Source organism: Kitasatospora dryopteridis, assembly GCF_050749075.1.
Taxonomy (GTDB): Bacteria; Actinomycetota; Actinomycetes; order Streptomycetales; family Streptomycetaceae; genus Kitasatospora.
In genome coordinates, this window is sequence record NZ_CP192749.1 from 6385442 (window position 1) to 6400185 (window position 14744).

The 14744-nt window shown below is 72.6% G+C and carries 14 protein-coding genes and 1 pseudogene; 8 read left to right on the forward strand and 7 right to left on the reverse strand.

The genetic code is table 11. From position 1 onward, the window contains the following. Window positions 1-4 precede the first annotated feature (4 nt). Together ACQ614_RS28770 and ACQ614_RS28775 are read left to right on the forward strand one after the other, a co-directional pair. A pseudogene (locus ACQ614_RS28770) lies at window positions 5-306 on the forward strand (catalase); the annotation flags it as partial. Window positions 307-498: 192 nt separating this feature from the next. Next, complete coding sequence (locus tag ACQ614_RS28775; protein ID WP_363488928.1) at window positions 499-1278, forward strand: IclR family transcriptional regulator; 780 nt, start codon at window positions 499-501, stop codon at window positions 1276-1278. On the opposite strand, the gene ACQ614_RS28780 is transcribed toward ACQ614_RS28775, so the two are convergent. Further along, window positions 1265-1630 carry a hypothetical protein gene (locus ACQ614_RS28780; protein WP_431681729.1) on the reverse strand — a complete coding sequence of 122 codons (366 nt, stop codon included), beginning with the start codon at window positions 1628-1630 and terminating at the stop codon, window positions 1265-1267. The two genes, ACQ614_RS28775 and ACQ614_RS28780, sit on opposite strands and share 14 nt — an antisense overlap. A 217-nt stretch (window positions 1631-1847) precedes the next feature. On the opposite strand from ACQ614_RS28780, the gene ACQ614_RS28785 reads away from it, so the two are divergent. From ACQ614_RS28785 to ACQ614_RS28810, 6 genes are all read left to right on the forward strand, one after another. After that, complete coding sequence (locus tag ACQ614_RS28785; RefSeq protein WP_431681730.1) at window positions 1848-2741, forward strand: metal-dependent hydrolase; 894 nt, start codon at window positions 1848-1850, stop codon at window positions 2739-2741. A gap of 235 nt (window positions 2742-2976) precedes the next feature. Then, window positions 2977-4062 (forward strand): PDR/VanB family oxidoreductase, encoded by a 1086-nt coding sequence (locus ACQ614_RS28790; protein WP_431681731.1) that lies wholly within the window; start codon window positions 2977-2979, stop codon window positions 4060-4062. Between the two features lie 16 nt (window positions 4063-4078). Beyond that, complete coding sequence (locus ACQ614_RS28795; protein ID WP_431681733.1) at window positions 4079-4909, forward strand: M24 family metallopeptidase; 831 nt, start codon at window positions 4079-4081, stop codon at window positions 4907-4909. Then, window positions 4906-6624 (forward strand): SDR family oxidoreductase, encoded by a 1719-nt coding sequence (locus ACQ614_RS28800; protein ID WP_431681734.1) that lies wholly within the window; start codon window positions 4906-4908, stop codon window positions 6622-6624. Before ACQ614_RS28795 ends, ACQ614_RS28800 begins: the two co-directional genes overlap by 4 nt. Window positions 6625-6686: 62 nt before the next feature. After that, on the forward strand, window positions 6687-6899 hold the full coding sequence (locus ACQ614_RS28805; RefSeq protein WP_431681735.1) for a type II toxin-antitoxin system VapB family antitoxin: 213 nt from the start codon (window positions 6687-6689) through the stop codon (window positions 6897-6899). After that, window positions 6896-7312: a PIN domain nuclease gene (locus tag ACQ614_RS28810; protein WP_431681736.1), complete on the forward strand. Its 417-nt coding sequence runs from the start codon at window positions 6896-6898 to the stop codon at window positions 7310-7312. Before ACQ614_RS28805 ends, ACQ614_RS28810 begins: the two co-directional genes overlap by 4 nt. An 18-nt stretch (window positions 7313-7330) precedes the next feature. On the opposite strand, the gene ACQ614_RS28815 is transcribed toward ACQ614_RS28810, so the two are convergent. The 6 genes from ACQ614_RS28815 to ACQ614_RS28840 form a co-directional block, all read right to left on the reverse strand. Then, window positions 7331-7630, reverse strand: coding sequence for a hypothetical protein (locus ACQ614_RS28815; protein WP_431681737.1), 300 nt, complete (start codon window positions 7628-7630; stop codon window positions 7331-7333). 109 nt (window positions 7631-7739) lie between these two features. Further along, entirely contained in the window at window positions 7740-8936 is a 1197-nt protein-coding gene (locus ACQ614_RS28820; protein ID WP_431681738.1) for an XdhC family protein, read from the reverse strand. A gap of 37 nt (window positions 8937-8973) precedes the next feature. Next, complete coding sequence (locus tag ACQ614_RS28825) at window positions 8974-10452, reverse strand: NCS2 family permease (protein WP_431681739.1); 1479 nt, start codon at window positions 10450-10452, stop codon at window positions 8974-8976. Window positions 10453-10717: 265 nt separating this feature from the next. Then, complete coding sequence (pucD, locus tag ACQ614_RS28830) at window positions 10718-13081, reverse strand: xanthine dehydrogenase subunit D (protein WP_431681740.1); 2364 nt, start codon at window positions 13079-13081, stop codon at window positions 10718-10720. Continuing rightward, complete coding sequence (locus ACQ614_RS28835) at window positions 13078-13563, reverse strand: (2Fe-2S)-binding protein (RefSeq protein ID WP_363488950.1); 486 nt, start codon at window positions 13561-13563, stop codon at window positions 13078-13080. Before ACQ614_RS28835 ends, pucD begins: the two co-directional genes overlap by 4 nt. Continuing rightward, complete coding sequence (locus tag ACQ614_RS28840; protein ID WP_431681741.1) at window positions 13560-14447, reverse strand: FAD binding domain-containing protein; 888 nt, start codon at window positions 14445-14447, stop codon at window positions 13560-13562. The genes ACQ614_RS28835 and ACQ614_RS28840 overlap by 4 nt, the downstream gene beginning before the upstream one ends. Window positions 14448-14744: the final 297 nt, after the last annotated feature.

Consider the following 14744-nt stretch of genomic DNA (forward strand, 5'->3'; position numbering starts at 1 on the left):
CCGCGCCAAGAACTACGAGCCCAACTCTTTCGACGGCCCGGTGCAGACCGACGCCGCCCTCGCCGCCCCCGTCCGGGTGGAGGGCCACACCGGCACCTACACCACCCCCGCCCACACCAAGGACGACGACTTCTTCCAGGCCGGCGAGCTCTACCGGCTGATGTCCGACGGCGAGAAGGACCGCCCCAGGTCGGCCGCGAGGACATCGTGGAGAAGAACCTCGCCCACTTCCACGCCGCCGACGAGGAGTACGGCAGCCGCCTGGAGGCCGCCGTCAAGAAGCTCCGCGCCCGCGACGACGCCTGACCGGCCCCGTGAGACCGGGCCCCTCCCCCCAGGGCAGTGGGGGAGGGGCCCATCGGCATCAGCAGAACCTGACGAATGCTCACGATCCTTTCACCGCATCCGGCGGAGAGCCCTCACACGGGCCGTCGGCGCAGCTACGCTTGAGGTGCGCGGCCGTGCGCCGCGCGCACGTGCGAGCGGAAGGGGACGCCCATGTCGGCACCGAGTCGGGGCCGCCGGAGCGGGCCCGCCCACGGCCACCCGAACCCTTACGGGCCGCTGCACCGCGCGCTGCGGCTGCTCGAGGCCGTCGACCGGCACCCGCACGGCATCGACACCGCCCGGCTCGCCCGCGAACTCGGCCTCCAGACGGCCGCCGTCCGGGAACTCGCCGAGACCCTCGAATGGGAGGGCTACCTGCTCTTCGAGGACGGCGTCTGGGTGCTCGGCGGAGCCCTCACCCTGCTCGGCCAGCACAACCGCGAACAGCTCGTCCGCGCCCGGCTGCACCGCAAACTCGCCGACCTGCGCGACGAACTCGGCGCCGCCGTCTACTTCAGCCGCTACCACGACGGCGAACTCTCCGTGGAGGCCGTCTCCGCCACCGACCAGGCACCCGCCGTCCAGGAATGGGTGGACTTCCGGGCCACCGCCCACGCCAGCGCCATCGGCAAGTGCCTGCTCAGCCAGCTGGACCACGACGGCCGCCGCGACCACCTCGCCCGCCACCCGGTGGCCCGGCTCACCTCCCGCACCATCACCGACCCCGAGCAGCTGATGCACCGGCTGGAGCAGCAGCCGGCCACCGTTCCGGTGCTCGACATCCAGGAGTACGCACTGGGCACCGTCTGCGCCGCAGTCCCGGTGACCGCAGGCTCCACCGTCGGCTGCCTGGCCACCTCCCTCCCCGCCGCCGAGACCCACCGCCTCCGCGCCGCCGCCGAACTCCTCGCCCGCCGCGCGGCCCCGCTGATGCTGGCTATGGCGGTGTAGGGCGGGTCCACAGGAGCAGTCGGGCAGCCCATCGGGGGGCGGGGAACCGCGCGAATCGGAAGGTACGGCGCCGCACCTTCCGCCTCGCGCAGTTCCCCGCGCCCCTCATGGGCTGGCCCAACTGCGTCAGGCGGGCCTCCGCCTCCGGTCGGGCCGGGTCGGTGTCGAGTTCGGCGAGGGCGTCCGTCGGGTCGTCCGGGTGGCGGCGGACGGTGGCGCGCTGCCCGCGCCGCGGGAGGTCGCAGACCGGGAACATCCGGACGAAGCGGAGCGTGTGGTCCGAGCCGTCGGCGGCGGTGTACCGGACGGTGACGCCGAGTTCGGGGTGGGAGAGGTCGGAGACGGTGTCCACGCCGCCGACCACCCCCGCTGCGGCCCACCACCAACCGTCGTCGGGGCTGCGGGCACCGGCTGGCCCTTCGGCTCAGGCCCCAACAGGTCCAGGCCAGTGTGGGGGTATCGGGCGAAAACTTATTAGACTCAATGTCGATAAGGCCCTTGCCGGGCCTGCTACCCCCGAGTACGTTGCCAGGGTCGAAGCCGCCACTGCAGGCCAGGAGGCTCCCCCCATGCCCCGTCCCACCCCGCCCCCGCGCGTCCACGACAGCCTCGTCCTGGAACCGCGCGACGTGCAGTTCGACTGGTCCAGCCTGCCGCTGCACTGGATTCCCGACGAGCCGTTCGCCACCCACACCGTCAATGTGCTCCACCTGCTGCTCCCCGAGGGCGAGCGCTGGTTCGTCCGGGTCTTCTCCGACGCCCTGCCGATGATCACCGACGAGCAGCTCCGCGAGGAGGTGCTCGGCTTCATCGGCCAGGAGGCCATCCACGCCGAGGCCCACCAGGAAGTCCTCGACCACCTCCTCGGCCAGGGCCTCGACCCGCGCCCGTACGTCCGCCAGGTCGACTGGCTCTTCCGCCGCGTCCTCGGCGACAAGCCCGGCCTGACGGGCCGCCGGCGCCGCGAGAACGTCATCGAACGGGTCGCCTTCGTCGCCGCCATCGAGCACTTCACCGCCTTCCTCGGCAACTGGGCGCTCAACTCCCCGGGCCTGGACCGCGCCCAGGCCGACCCCACCATGCTCGACCTGCTGCGCTGGCACGGCGCCGAAGAGGTCGAGCACCGCAGCGTCGCCTACGACCTGCTCGTCCACCTCGACCCCGGCTACCTGCGGCGGGTCCGCGGCATGCTGGTCTCCGGGCCGCTGCTGGTGCACCTGTGGGTCCGCGGCGTCCGGTTCCTGCTCGCCGCAGACCCCGAACTGCAGGGCCGCATCCGGCCCACCTGGCGCGACGCACAGATCCAGGCCCGCCGCGGACTGCTGCCCGACCCGCGGGCGATGGCCCGCTCCGCCGTCCGCTACTTCAAGCCCGGCTACCACCCCACCCACGAGGGCTCCTCCAGCCAGGCCCTGAGCTACCTGGCAACCTCCCCGGCCGCCCGCGCCGCCGCCACCCGCTGAAGCGCTGCTCACCCAGGGCACGGGGTCACCCATAGGGGCGCGTGGGGGCACCTCCCGGCCGAAGGCTGGGGGAGAACTGCGCAACCAGGGAGTGGGCATCCGTACAAAACACGGCCACCCCCAGATCTGTGCAGCGACCCGCATCCGAATTGCGCAGTTCTCCGCCCCCCTACGGGTGACCCCCGCGCCCTGTTGACACCCCCCCACCGTCCGACCCGTCCCGGAGCCGCTCTCGATGGATCTCGCCACTCCGCCTCCCGACCTCTACGGCCGTCCCCGGGACGACCGGTTCATGCGGTGGCTCACCGCCTTCGGCGACCGCTACAGCCCCGCTCTGGGCAGCCCCGGGCTGCGCCGCAGCCCCCGCAGACCGGCCCCGGCCCCGATCCCGCCGCTGCGGCTGGCGGTCACCGGCCACCGCACCGTCGCCGACGGCGTCGCCGCCCTCCACCTGGCCGAGCCCTCGGGCGGCCCGCTGCCCGCCTGGCAGCCCGGTGCCCGGCTCCAGCTGACGCTGCCGTCCGGCCGTCGCCGGCACTACTCGCTCTGCGGGGACCCGGCGGACCGCCACCGCTACCTGATCGCGGTGCGCCGGATCGCCGACGGCGGCGGCGGGTCCGTCGAACTCCACGACGAGGTGCGGGTCGGCGACGTCCTCACCGCCCGCCGCCCCCGCAACGGCTTCGCCTTCTGCGCCGAACCCGCCGTGCTCCTCCTGGCGGGCGGCATCGGCATCACCCCGCTGCTGCCGATGGCCCGTCAGGCGCGCGCCCTGGGTCTGGACTGGCGTCTGGTGCACGCCGGCCGCACGGCGGACGCGCTGCCGTTCACCGAGGAGCTGCGCGCCCTCGACCCGGCCCGGGTGGAGATCCGCACCGACGACCGCGACGGCCCGCCGGACGCCGCCGACCTGCTCGCCCGCGCCCCGCGCGGCGCCGCCGTCTACTGCTGCGGCCCCGCCCCGATGCTCGCCGCCGTGCAGCAGGCCCTGGACGTTTCGCCCGCCGCGGCCCTGCACTTCGAGCGCTTCGGTGCCGCGCCGGTCACCGGCGGGCACCCGTTCACCGTGCGGCTCGGCGCAGACGGCCCCGAACTGGCCGTCCCCGCCGACCGGTCCGCGCTGGACGTCGCCCGCGAGCTGCGCCCCGACCTCCCGTACTCCTGCAAGCAGGGCTTCTGCGGCACCTGCCGGGTGCGGGTGCTCGACGGCACGCCCGAACACCGCGACCGCCGGCTCACCCCCGCGGAGCGGGCCGACGGCGCCCTGCTGCCCTGCGTCTCCCGCGCCGCCGGGGGCGAGACCCTCGTCCTGGACCTCTGAACCGCCGAGGAGAGCCGTGACCTTCCCGTACGACGAGCACGACCTGGCCCGCTTCCGCGAGACCCAGCAGCTCGCCTACCACTGCGCCGAACAGGTCGCAGCCTGGATCGAACCCGGCGTCACCGAGCGCCAGGCCACCGCGAAGCTGCGCCGCTGCCTGGAGCAGGCCGGGGTGCAGGACTACTTCCACGTGCCGTTCGCCTGGTTCGGCGACCGCACCGCCTTCCGGCACTTCCACACCCCGCTGCAGTTCTTCGCCGGCGGCCGGCGCCTCGAGGAGGGCATGCCGTACGTGCTGGACTGCGCGCCCGTGGTGGACGGCTACACCGCCGACATCGGCTACGGCGGCAAGGTCGGCGAGAACCCGGTCTGGGACCGCCTCGCCGCCGACCTGAAGGTCTACCGGGAGCTGATCCTCGCCGAGGTGAAGGCCCGCAAGCCGCTGAACGAGGTGTACGCGGCCGTCGACGCCCAGCTCGCCGTGCACGGCTACGACAACCGGCACCGCGTCTACCCGGGCCGGGTGATCGGCCACCGGGTGACCAGGACCACCGCCCGCGGCCCGGCCGGTGTCACCCTCTTCGGCTTCGGCGTGCGTACACTCCAGACGCTCGGCCGGGAGCTGATCGGCGAGCGGCTGCACGGCCGCTCCCCGCTCTGGGCGGACGGCCGGTCCTCCCGGCACGCCCCCACCCCGGGTCTGTGGGCGGTCGAGCCGCACATCGGCTTCCGGGACGTGGGCATCAAGTTCGAGGAACTGCTCGTCGTCACGGAGGACGACGCGTACTGGCTCGACGACGACCTGCCGCACGTGCGGCGCTGGACGCTCCAGGAGGAGGCCGCATGACCATCCGCCGCCGCACCGTCCACTCCGGCGGGCTGCCGCTGGCCGTGTACGAGCAGGGCGACCCGGCCCGCCCCACCGTCCTGCTGGTGCACGGCTACCCGGACACCCATGCGGTCTGGGACGACGTCGCCGCCGAGCTGGCCGCCGACCACCACGTGGTCCGCTACGACGTGCGCGGCGCCGGCGGTTCGGGCGTGCCCGCGGCACGCGACGGCTACCGGCTGGCGCACCTCGGCGCCGACCTGTTCGCGGTCGCCGACGCGGTCAGCCCGGACGAGCCGGTGCACGTGGTCGCGCACGACTGGGGCTCCATCCAGTCCTGGGAGGCCGTCACCGAGCCCGGCGCGCACCGGCGGATCGCCTCCTACACCACCGTCTCCGGGCCCTCGCTGGACCACATCGGCCACTGGATCAGGCACCGGATGCGCCGTCCCACCCCGCGGCACCTGCGTCAACTCCTCGTCCAGGGCGTGCACTCCTGGTACATCACCGCCTTCCAGCTGCCGTACCTGGCGCCGGCCGTCTGGCGGCTGTTCCTGGCCCGCGCGTGGCCGACGGTGCTGCACCGGATGGAGGCCGTCACCCCGCGGGCCGGCCACCCGCAGCCCACCCTGCACCGCGACGCCGTCCGCGGCATCGAGCTGTACCGGGCCAACTTCCGCCCGGTGCTGCGCAGTCCGCGCGAGCGGCCGACCGAGGTGCCGGTCCAGCTGATCACCCTGGAACGGGACAGGTACGTCTCCACCTTCCTCTCCGAGGGCCTGGAGCGCTGGGTGCCCCACCTCACCCGCCGCACCCTGGACGCCGGCCACTGGTCGGCCCTGCTGGAGAAGGGCGCCACCGTGGCCCACCTCGTCCGCGAACACGTCGCCCGGGTCGCCGCCGGCCACGTCCAGGGCCCGCCCGACGGCGGCCGGCTCGCGGTCGTCACCGGTGGCGGCAGCGGCATCGGCCGGGCCACCGCCCTCGCCTTCGCCGAACAGGGCGACCGCGTCGTGGTCTGCGACCTCGACCTCGCCGCCGCCGAACGCACCGCCGAACTCTGCGGACTGGTCGGCCAGCGCGCCCACGCCTACCGGGTGGACGTCTCCGACGGCGCCGCGGTGGACGCCTTCGCCCAGCAGGTCGCCGCCGCCCACGGCGTGCCCGACGTGGTGGTCAACAACGCCGGCATCGGCCACGCCGGGACCTTCCTGCAGACCACCGAGAAGGAGTGGCAGCGCGTCCTGGACGTCAACCTCTGGGGCGTCATCCACGGCTGCCGGGCCTTCGGCAACCTGATGGTCGCCCGCGGCAGGGGCGGACACATCGTCAACCTGGCCTCCGCCGCCGCCTACCTGCCGGCGAAGTCGCTGGCCGCGTACGCCACCAGCAAGGCCGGGGTGCTGATGCTCTCCGACTGCCTGCGGGCCGAACTCGCCCCGCACCGGATCGGCGTCTCCGCGATCTGTCCCGACATCGTGGCCACCAACATCACCAGCACCACCACCTTCTCCGGCACCGACCCCGAGCAGCAGGCCGCCAAGCAGGCCAAGGCCACCAAGGCCTACGCCCGCCGCGGGTTCCCGCCCGAGAAGGTCGCCGCCGAGATCCTCCGCGCCGTCCGCACCGGCAAGCCGGTCGTCCCGGTCACCTTCGAGGCCAAGGCCGCCCGCCTCCTCGGCCGCCTCAGCCCCGCCCTGCTGCGCCGCCTCGCCCGCCTCGACATCGGCTGACGCCTCCGGGCCGTGATATCGGATAGCATGGAATCTGATATCACGGTCCTCGGGAGGTTGCCATGACGCGCACGGTGATAGACGTGGACGACGAGCTGCTCGCCGAGGCCGCGGAGATCTTCGGCACCACCACGAAGGTCGCCACCGTGAACGCCGCGCTCGCCGACGCGATCAAGCGCCGGAAGCGGGAATCGTTCCTGAATTGGCTCGCCGAAGGCGGCCTGCCGGACCTCACCGGTCCGGTGGGGGACGGTGCGGGGCACCGGGCGGCATGACGGAACGCTTTCTGATCGACACCTCGGTGCTCGCCCGATTCCCCAAGCAGGCCGTCCGCAGGGCGGTTGCGCCGCTTCACAGCGCCGGTCTGCTGGCCGTCTGCGGTGCGGTCGAGGTGGAGGTTCTGCGCAGCGCCCGGTCCAGGGCCGAGGCCGAGCGCATCCGCGACGAGATGCGCGGCTTCGACTGGCTGCCGACCACCGACGAGGTCTGGGACCGGGCACTGGACGTCCAGGTGCTGCTGGTCGGCGCGGGCAACTGGCGGGCGGTGTCGACGGCCGACCTGGTGATCGCCGCGACGGCCGAGCGCCACGGCGTTACCGTGCTGCACTACGACGGCGACTACGACATGATCGCGCAGGTCACCGGACAGCCGACACGGTGGGTGGTGCCGGCCGGCGAGGCCGACTGAGGGCCGCGGCCGGTCGGTTCAGCCCTGGGCGGCGAGGCGGCCGAGGCCGGTGCGGAGTTCGTCGGCGTTGACGCAGGGGACGACCTCGATGTCGGCGCCGAGCTGGACCCAGAGCGGTTCGATCATGGTGATCAGGGAGGCCTCGTCGGGGAGGTCCACGACCATGGTGAACCCGCGGCGGCCGTGCAGCGCGTAGAAGTACGAGGCCTCGGGCTTCAGCAGGCCGAGCAGCTGCTCCAGCACCTCGGGCATCTTCCCGTCGGTGATCATCCGGTTGGAGATCTCGGTGTCGATCGACGCCTGCAGCAGCATGCGCATGGCCGTGGTCCCTTCGGTGCGGAGACGACCGGACCTCGTAGGGTCGGGGACCGGTCCTCAGCTCCAGCGTCGCGCCGGGGCGGGCGCCCCGTACCTGGAACACGGGGGGTCAGGCGGCGTGCGGCTGCGGCTCCTCCGCCTCCGGTGCGGCGGCCGCCAGGTCGTGGTGGATGGGGCCGTCGCCGGCGGAGAGGGGCAGGCAGCTGCCGCCGCGGCGGTGGGCGACGATTTCGGCGGCGACGGAGACGGCGGTCTCCTCGGGGGTGCGGGCGCCGAGGTCGAGGCCGATCGGGGAGCGGAGGCGGGCGATCTCGGCGTCGGTGAGGCCCACCTCGCGCAGCCGGGTGTTGCGGTCGCGGTGGGTGCGGCGCGAGCCCATCGCGCCGACGTAGCCGACGGGCAGGCGCAGAGCGCGCTCCAGCAGCGGGATGTCGAACTTGGCGTCGTGGGTGAGCACGCAGAGCACGGTGCGGCCGTCGATGCGGTCGAGCTGGGAGTCGAGGTAGCGGTGCGGCCAGTCGACGACGACCTCGTCGGCGTCGGGGAAGCGGCGGGGGGTGGCGAAGACGGGGCGGGCGTCGCAGACGGTGACGTGGTAGCCGAGGAACTTGCCGATGCGGACGACGGCGGCGGCGAAGTCGATGGCGCCGAAGACGATCATGCGGGGGGCGGGGACGTAGGCCTCGACGAAGACGGTGACGGTGCCCTGGTCGGTGGGGTCGCAGGGGCGGCCGTCGAGGGCGAGGACGACGGTGCCGGTGCGGCCGGCGTCGAGCATGGCGCGGGCCTCGGCGACGATCGACCGCTCCAGGGACAGCGTGGTGGGCCCGGGGGTGGCGGAGGCGGCGGGGGAGAGGCTGCCGTGGTGGGTGTCGGCGGTGACGGCCACGGCGGCGCCGAGCAGGGCGTCGGGGCCGGAGACGATCCGGGCGAGCGCCACGGGGGTGCCGGAGGCGACGTACGCGATGCCGGCGTCGATGGCCGGGTCGGTGCCGGGCACCACCGGCTGGACGAAGACGTCGAGGATGCCGCCGCAGGTCAGGCCGACGGCGAAGGCGTCCTCGTCGCTGTAGCCGAAGCGCTCGATGACGGGCTCGCCGGTGCGGATCGCCTCCTGGCAGAGGTCGTAGACGGCGCTCTCGACGCAGCCGCCGGAGACCGAGCCGATCGCCTCGCCGGTCTCGTCGACGGCGAGGGCGGCGCCGGGGTCGCGCGGGGCGCTGCCGGAGACGCCGACGACGGTGGCCACGGCGAAGGAGCGCCCGGACGCGTGCCAGGCGTTGAGCTGCGCGGCGATGTCCTGCATGGGTGGGTGCTCCTTACGACAGGGGTAGCCGGGGCGGTCAGTGCACGCCGAGCCACGCCTTGACGGGCGTGAGGGCGAAGTAGACGACGAAGACCGCGGTGAGGATCCACATCAGCGGGCCGGGCTCGCGCCACTTGCCGGTACCGGCCTTGATGGCCGTGTAGGCGATGACGCCGGCGGCGACACCGGCGGTGATGCTGTAGGTGAACGGCATCAGGACGCAGGTGAGGAAGGCCGGGATGGCGACCTCGCGGTCGGACCAGTCGATGTGCCGGGCCTGGCTCATCATCATCGAGCCGATGACGACGAGGGCGGCGGCGGCGACCTCGACCGGGACGATGCCGGCGATCGGCGAGAAGAACAGCATCGCGGCGAAGAACAGGCCGGTCACGGCGGAGGCGAGGCCGGTGCGGGCGCCGTCGCCGACGCCGGTGGCGGACTCCACGAAGACGGTCTGGCCGGAGGCGCCGGAGATGCCGCCGACCGCGCCGCCGGCGCCGTCGATGAACAGCGCCTTGGACAGGCCGGGCATCCGGCCCTTCTTGTCGGCCAGGCCGGCCTCGGTGCCGACGCCGATGATGGTGGCCATCGCGTCGAAGAAGCCGGCCAGCACCAGGGTGAAGACCGCGACGGAGGCGCTGATCGCGCCCATGCCCTTGCCGGAGAAGGCGCCGAACAGGTCGACGTTGCCGAACAGGCCGAAGTCCGGGGCGGAGACGGGGCTGCCGGGCCACACCGGGGCCGAGCTGGCCCAGGTCTTGGCGGGCAGGTCGGCGACCGCGTTGACGACCATGGCGACGACGGTGCCGCCGGCGATGCCGATCAGGATGGCGCCGCGGACGTTGCGGGCCATCAGCACGAAGATCGTCAGCAGGGTGAGCGAGAAGATCAGCACGGGCCAGCCGGCCAGCTCGCCGAAGGGGCCGAGCGAGAGCGGGGTGGGGCCGCCGGTGTGCACGAAGCCGGCCTTGTAGAGGCCGATGATGGCGACGAACAGGCCGATGCCGATGGTGATGGCGTGCTTGAGCGGCAGCGGTATGCCGTTCATGATCTTCTCGCGGAGGCCGGAGACCACCAGCAGGACGATCAGCAGGCCGTAGATCACGCACAGGCCCATGGCCTGCGGCCAGGTGGTGTGCGGCACGACGAGTGCGGAGATGGCGCCGGAGACGCTGAGTCCGGCGGCGAGGGCCAGCGGCACGTTGCCGACCACGCCCATCAGGATCGTGGTGACCGCGGCGGCGAGCGCGGTCGCGGTGGTCAGCGCGGAGTGGTCGAGCTTGACGCCGTTGACGTCGGCCCCGCTCAGGATGATCGGGTTGAGCAGGACGATGTAGGCCATCGCCATGAAGGTGGTGACGCCGCCCCGGAGCTCGGTCGCGAGGGTGGAGCCCCGTGCCGAGATTTTGAAGTACGCGTCCAGCGGGTTCTTCGGGGTGACGGCCGGCGGCGTGAGGGCGTCGCCGGTGGCAGGTCTGTCTTCAGTGGTACCGGGCTCTGTGGGGATCCGGGTCATGTCCACTCCCAAGGTTCAAAGGGGATTGGGGTGGGCGAGCCGACCTGAATGCCAGGCTGTGGGAGGTAGGCACTAAGGGGGACTGTTCGACTCACGGTCGGCACGCGGCGGGTCCGCGTACCGGATGGGGTGGTGCGTGCCGCTGCCGGTCCCCGGCGTGGGTGGGACAGCGGGGTGGAGCACATCCGGTGTGTGGTGTTGTGGTGCGCCCCCGGGGCGGCGGGGAAGACGTGTCGCCGCCCCGGGGAGGTCCTGCGCGGTGTGGCTAGAGCGTCCCGGTGAGGTGCTCCGGCCGGACCGGCACCCGGTTGAGGGCGAGGCCGGTGGCATTGCGGATCGCCGCGACGATCGACGGGGTGGCGGACACGGTGGGGGCCTCGCCGACGCCGCGCAGCCCGTACGGGGCGTGCGGGTCGGGGAGCTCCAGCATGTCCACCGGGATCGGCGGGGTGTCCAGGATCGTGGGGATCAGGTAGTCGGTGAAGGAGGCGTTGCGGACCTTGCCGTCCTTGACGACGATCTCCTCCATGACGGCGAGGCCGAGGGCCTGGGTGCAGCCGCCCTGGATCTGGCCGACCACCGAGAGCGGGTTGAGCGCCTTGCCGACGTCCTGGGCTGCGGTCAGCTCGACCACCTTGACCAGGCCCAGCTCCACATCCACGTCGACCACCGCGCGGTTGGCGCAGAAGGTGTACTGGACGTGGCCGAAGCCCTGGCCGGTCTCCTTGTCGAACGGCACGGTCGGCCGGTGGTGGTGCTCGCGGGTCAGGTCGATCGCCTCGTCGCCGAGCAGGTCGACCATGGAGACCAGCACGCCGCCGGTCTCGGAGACGACCTTGCCGCCGACCAGGGTGATGTCCTTGTGCTCCCAGCCGTAGCGGCGCCGGCCCTTGTCGATCAGCGCCTGCTTGACCGCCTCGGCGGCCAGCTTCACCGCACCGCCGGTCATGTACGTCTGGCGGGAGGCGGAGGTGGAGCCGGCCGAGCCGACCTCGGTGTTGGCCGGGTGGATGGTGACCTGCTCGACGCCGAGCTCGGTGCGGGCGATCTGGGCGTGCACGGTGACGCCGCCCTGGCCGACCTCCGCCATCGCGGTGTGCACCATGGCGACCGGCTCGCCGCCGATCACCTCCAGGCGCACCCGGGCGGTGGAGTAGTCGTCGAAGCCCTCGGAGAAGCCGACGTTCTTGATGCCGACGGAGTAGCCGATGCCGCGGACGATGCCCTCGCCGTGCGAGGTGTTGGACAGGGCGCCCGGCAGGGTGCGCACGTCCAGGTTCTCCAGGTCCAGCGGCGGCGGCAGCGGCATGTCCTTGACCCGCTGCAGCAGCTCGGCGACCGGGGCCGGCGCGTCGATCTCCTGGCCGGTCGGCATGAAGTCGCCCTGGGTGACGGCGTTGATCTGGCGCAGCTCCACCGGGTCCATGCCGAGCTCGGCGGCCAGCTTGTCCATCTGGGACTCGTAGCCGAAGCAGGCCTGCACCGCACCGAAGCCGCGCATCGCGCCGCAGCTCGGGTTGTTGGAGTAGAGCGCGATCGCCTCCATCCGCACGTTCGGGATGACGTACGGGCCGTGGCCGAGCGAGGCCGCGTTGCCGACGACCGCGGGGGAGGCGGAGGCGTACGCGCCGCCGTCCAGCACGATCCGGCAGTCGGCGAAGACCAGCTTGCCGTCACGGGTGGCGCCGTGCTCGTAGGTCATCTTCGCCGGGTGGCGGTGCACGTGGCCGAAGAAGGACTCGTCGCGGGAGTAGACGATCTTGACGGGCTTGCCGGTGTGCAGGGCCAGCAGGCAGGCGTGGATCTGCATCGACAGGTCCTCGCGGCCGCCGAAGGCGCCGCCGACGCCGGCCAGCGTGAGCCGGACCTTCTCCTCCGGCAGGGCCAGCACCGGCGCCATCTGCTGGCGGTCCACGTGCAGCCACTGGGTGGCGATGTACAGGTCGACGCCGCCGTCCTCGGCGGGCACCGCGAGGCCGGACTCCGGGCCGAGGAAGGCCTGGTCCTGCATGCCGACCTCGTACGTGCCCTTGACGATCACATCGGCCAGCGCCCGGATCTCGTCGGTCACGCCGCCGCCGGAGACCAGCTTCTGGCTGTGGCAGATGTTGCCCGAGCCGTGCGACTTGTACTCGTGCGGCTCGTGCACGTAGCCGTACGTCTCCGGGTCGAGGCACTGCTCCTCGGTGGTGATCGGGGTGAGCACCTCGTACTCGACCTTGATCTTCTTCACCGCGCGGCGGGCCGTCTCCGGGTGGTCGGCGGCGACCAGTGCGATCGCCTCGCCGTGGTAGCGGACCTTGTCGATGGCCAGCGCCGGCTGGTCCTGGATCTCCAGGCCGTAGTACTTGGAGCCGGGGATGTCCTCGTGGGTCAGCACCGCGTAGACGCCGGGCACCTTCAGCGCCTCGGAGATGTCCACCGAGAGGATGTTGGCCCGCGGGTGCGGCGAGCGCAGCGCCATGCCCCACAGCATGTCCTCGTGCCACATGTCCGAGGAGTAGGCGAACTCGCCCTTGACCTTCAGGGTGCCGTCCGGGCGCAGCGGGGAGCCGCCGATGCCGTCCTTGCTCGCCTGGTGGATGTTCTGCAGGTTCTTCTGGCCCTGGATGGTGCGGGTGCCGCTCATTCGGAGACCGCCTTCGCGCAGGTGCGGGCGGAGGCGAGCCGCACCGCGTCCATGATCTTCTCGTAGCCGGTGCAGCGGCACAGGTTGCCGGACAGCGCCTCGCGGATGTCGGTGTCGCTGGGCTGCGGGTCCTGGGCCAGCAGCGCGTCGGTCTGCACCAGCAGACCGGGGGTGCAGAAGCCGCACTGCACGGCGCCGGCGTCGACGAAGGCCTGCTGGACGAGGCCCAGCTCGCCGTCCTCCTCGGTCAGGCCCTCGACGGTGCGCACCTCGCGGTCCTGCACCTGGCCGGCCGCGACCAGGCACGAACAGACCGGGACGCCGTCCAGGTAGACCGTGCAGGAGCCGCACTCGCCCTGCTCGCAGGCGTTCTTCGAACCCGGCAGGCCGACCCGCTCGCGCAGCACGTACAGGAGGCTCTCGCCCTCCCAGACGTCGTCGGCCTCGACCGGCTTGCCGTTGGCGGTGAAAGTGACCCTCATGCCGCGCTCCTGATCTGCTTGCTGTAGTCGTTCCACGTCCAGGTCAGCGTGCGGCGGGCCATCACGGCCAGCGCGTGCTTCCGGTAGTCCGCGGTGCCGCGGACGTCGTCGATCGGCGAGGCGGCGGCGCGCACCAGCTCGCCGAACCGCTGGACCACCTCGGAGCCCAGCAGGTCGCCGGACTCCCACAGGCCGCGCTCGGCGAGCACGCCCTGCAGGTACTCCTCCGCCTCCACGGCGCGGCGCGGAGTGGGGGCGGCCGAGCCGATGCCGGTGCCGACGGTGCCGTTCTTGGGGTGGAGGGCGAAGCCGAACGCGCAGACCGCGATGACCATCGCGTTGCGGGTGCCGATCTTCGAGAACTGCTGCGGGCCGTCCGCCACCGGGATGTGCACGGCGCGGATCAGCTCGTCCGCCTCCAGGCTGTTGCGCTTGACGCCCGTGTAGAAGTCGTCGATCGGGATCAGCCGGGTGCCGCGCACCGAGGCCGCCTCCACGAAGACGTCCCGCCCGGCGGCCAGCAGCGCCGGGTGCGAGTCGCCGGCGGGCGAGGCCGCACCCAGGTTGCCGCCCACGGAGCCCCGGTTGCGGATCTGCGGCGAGCCGACCGTGTGCGCCGCCAGCGCCAGGCCCGGCAGCGGCTCGGACAGCTCGTCGATGATCCGGCTGTAGGGCACCGCGGCGCCCAGCCTCACGACGTCGCCGTCGATCGACCAGGTGGCGAGGTCGCCGATGCGGTTCAGGTCGAGAATCGCGGATGGCCGGTGCACGTCGAAGTTCATCTCGACCATGACGTCCGTGCCGCCGGAGATGGGCAGCGCGGTCGGGTACTCAGCCTTCGCCGCGAGCGCCTCGTCCCACGTAGCGGGCCGAAGGAACTCCATGCGGGTGTCTCCTCAAGTCGTCGCCAACCGGACAGTGGGCACAGTGCCCCGGACTCGGTGTTCGGACCTTGCTACCGCTTCGTTGCCTCGGCGTTGAGCTCCGGTCACCGGGGTGTTCCGGTGGCGTGTGGCCAGTGAACCGCTGTGACGGGGCCCACTGGCAGTCACCGATGGCATGAAGCCCGCGCGCCGGTCCTGCCCGGCATCCTGTACGTTCCTCTAAGGCTGACAAATGCCCGGTCCAGCGGTTTCCCTACCGCCACCTACGACCGTAATCCGGCCGTGACGGTGAGGCGA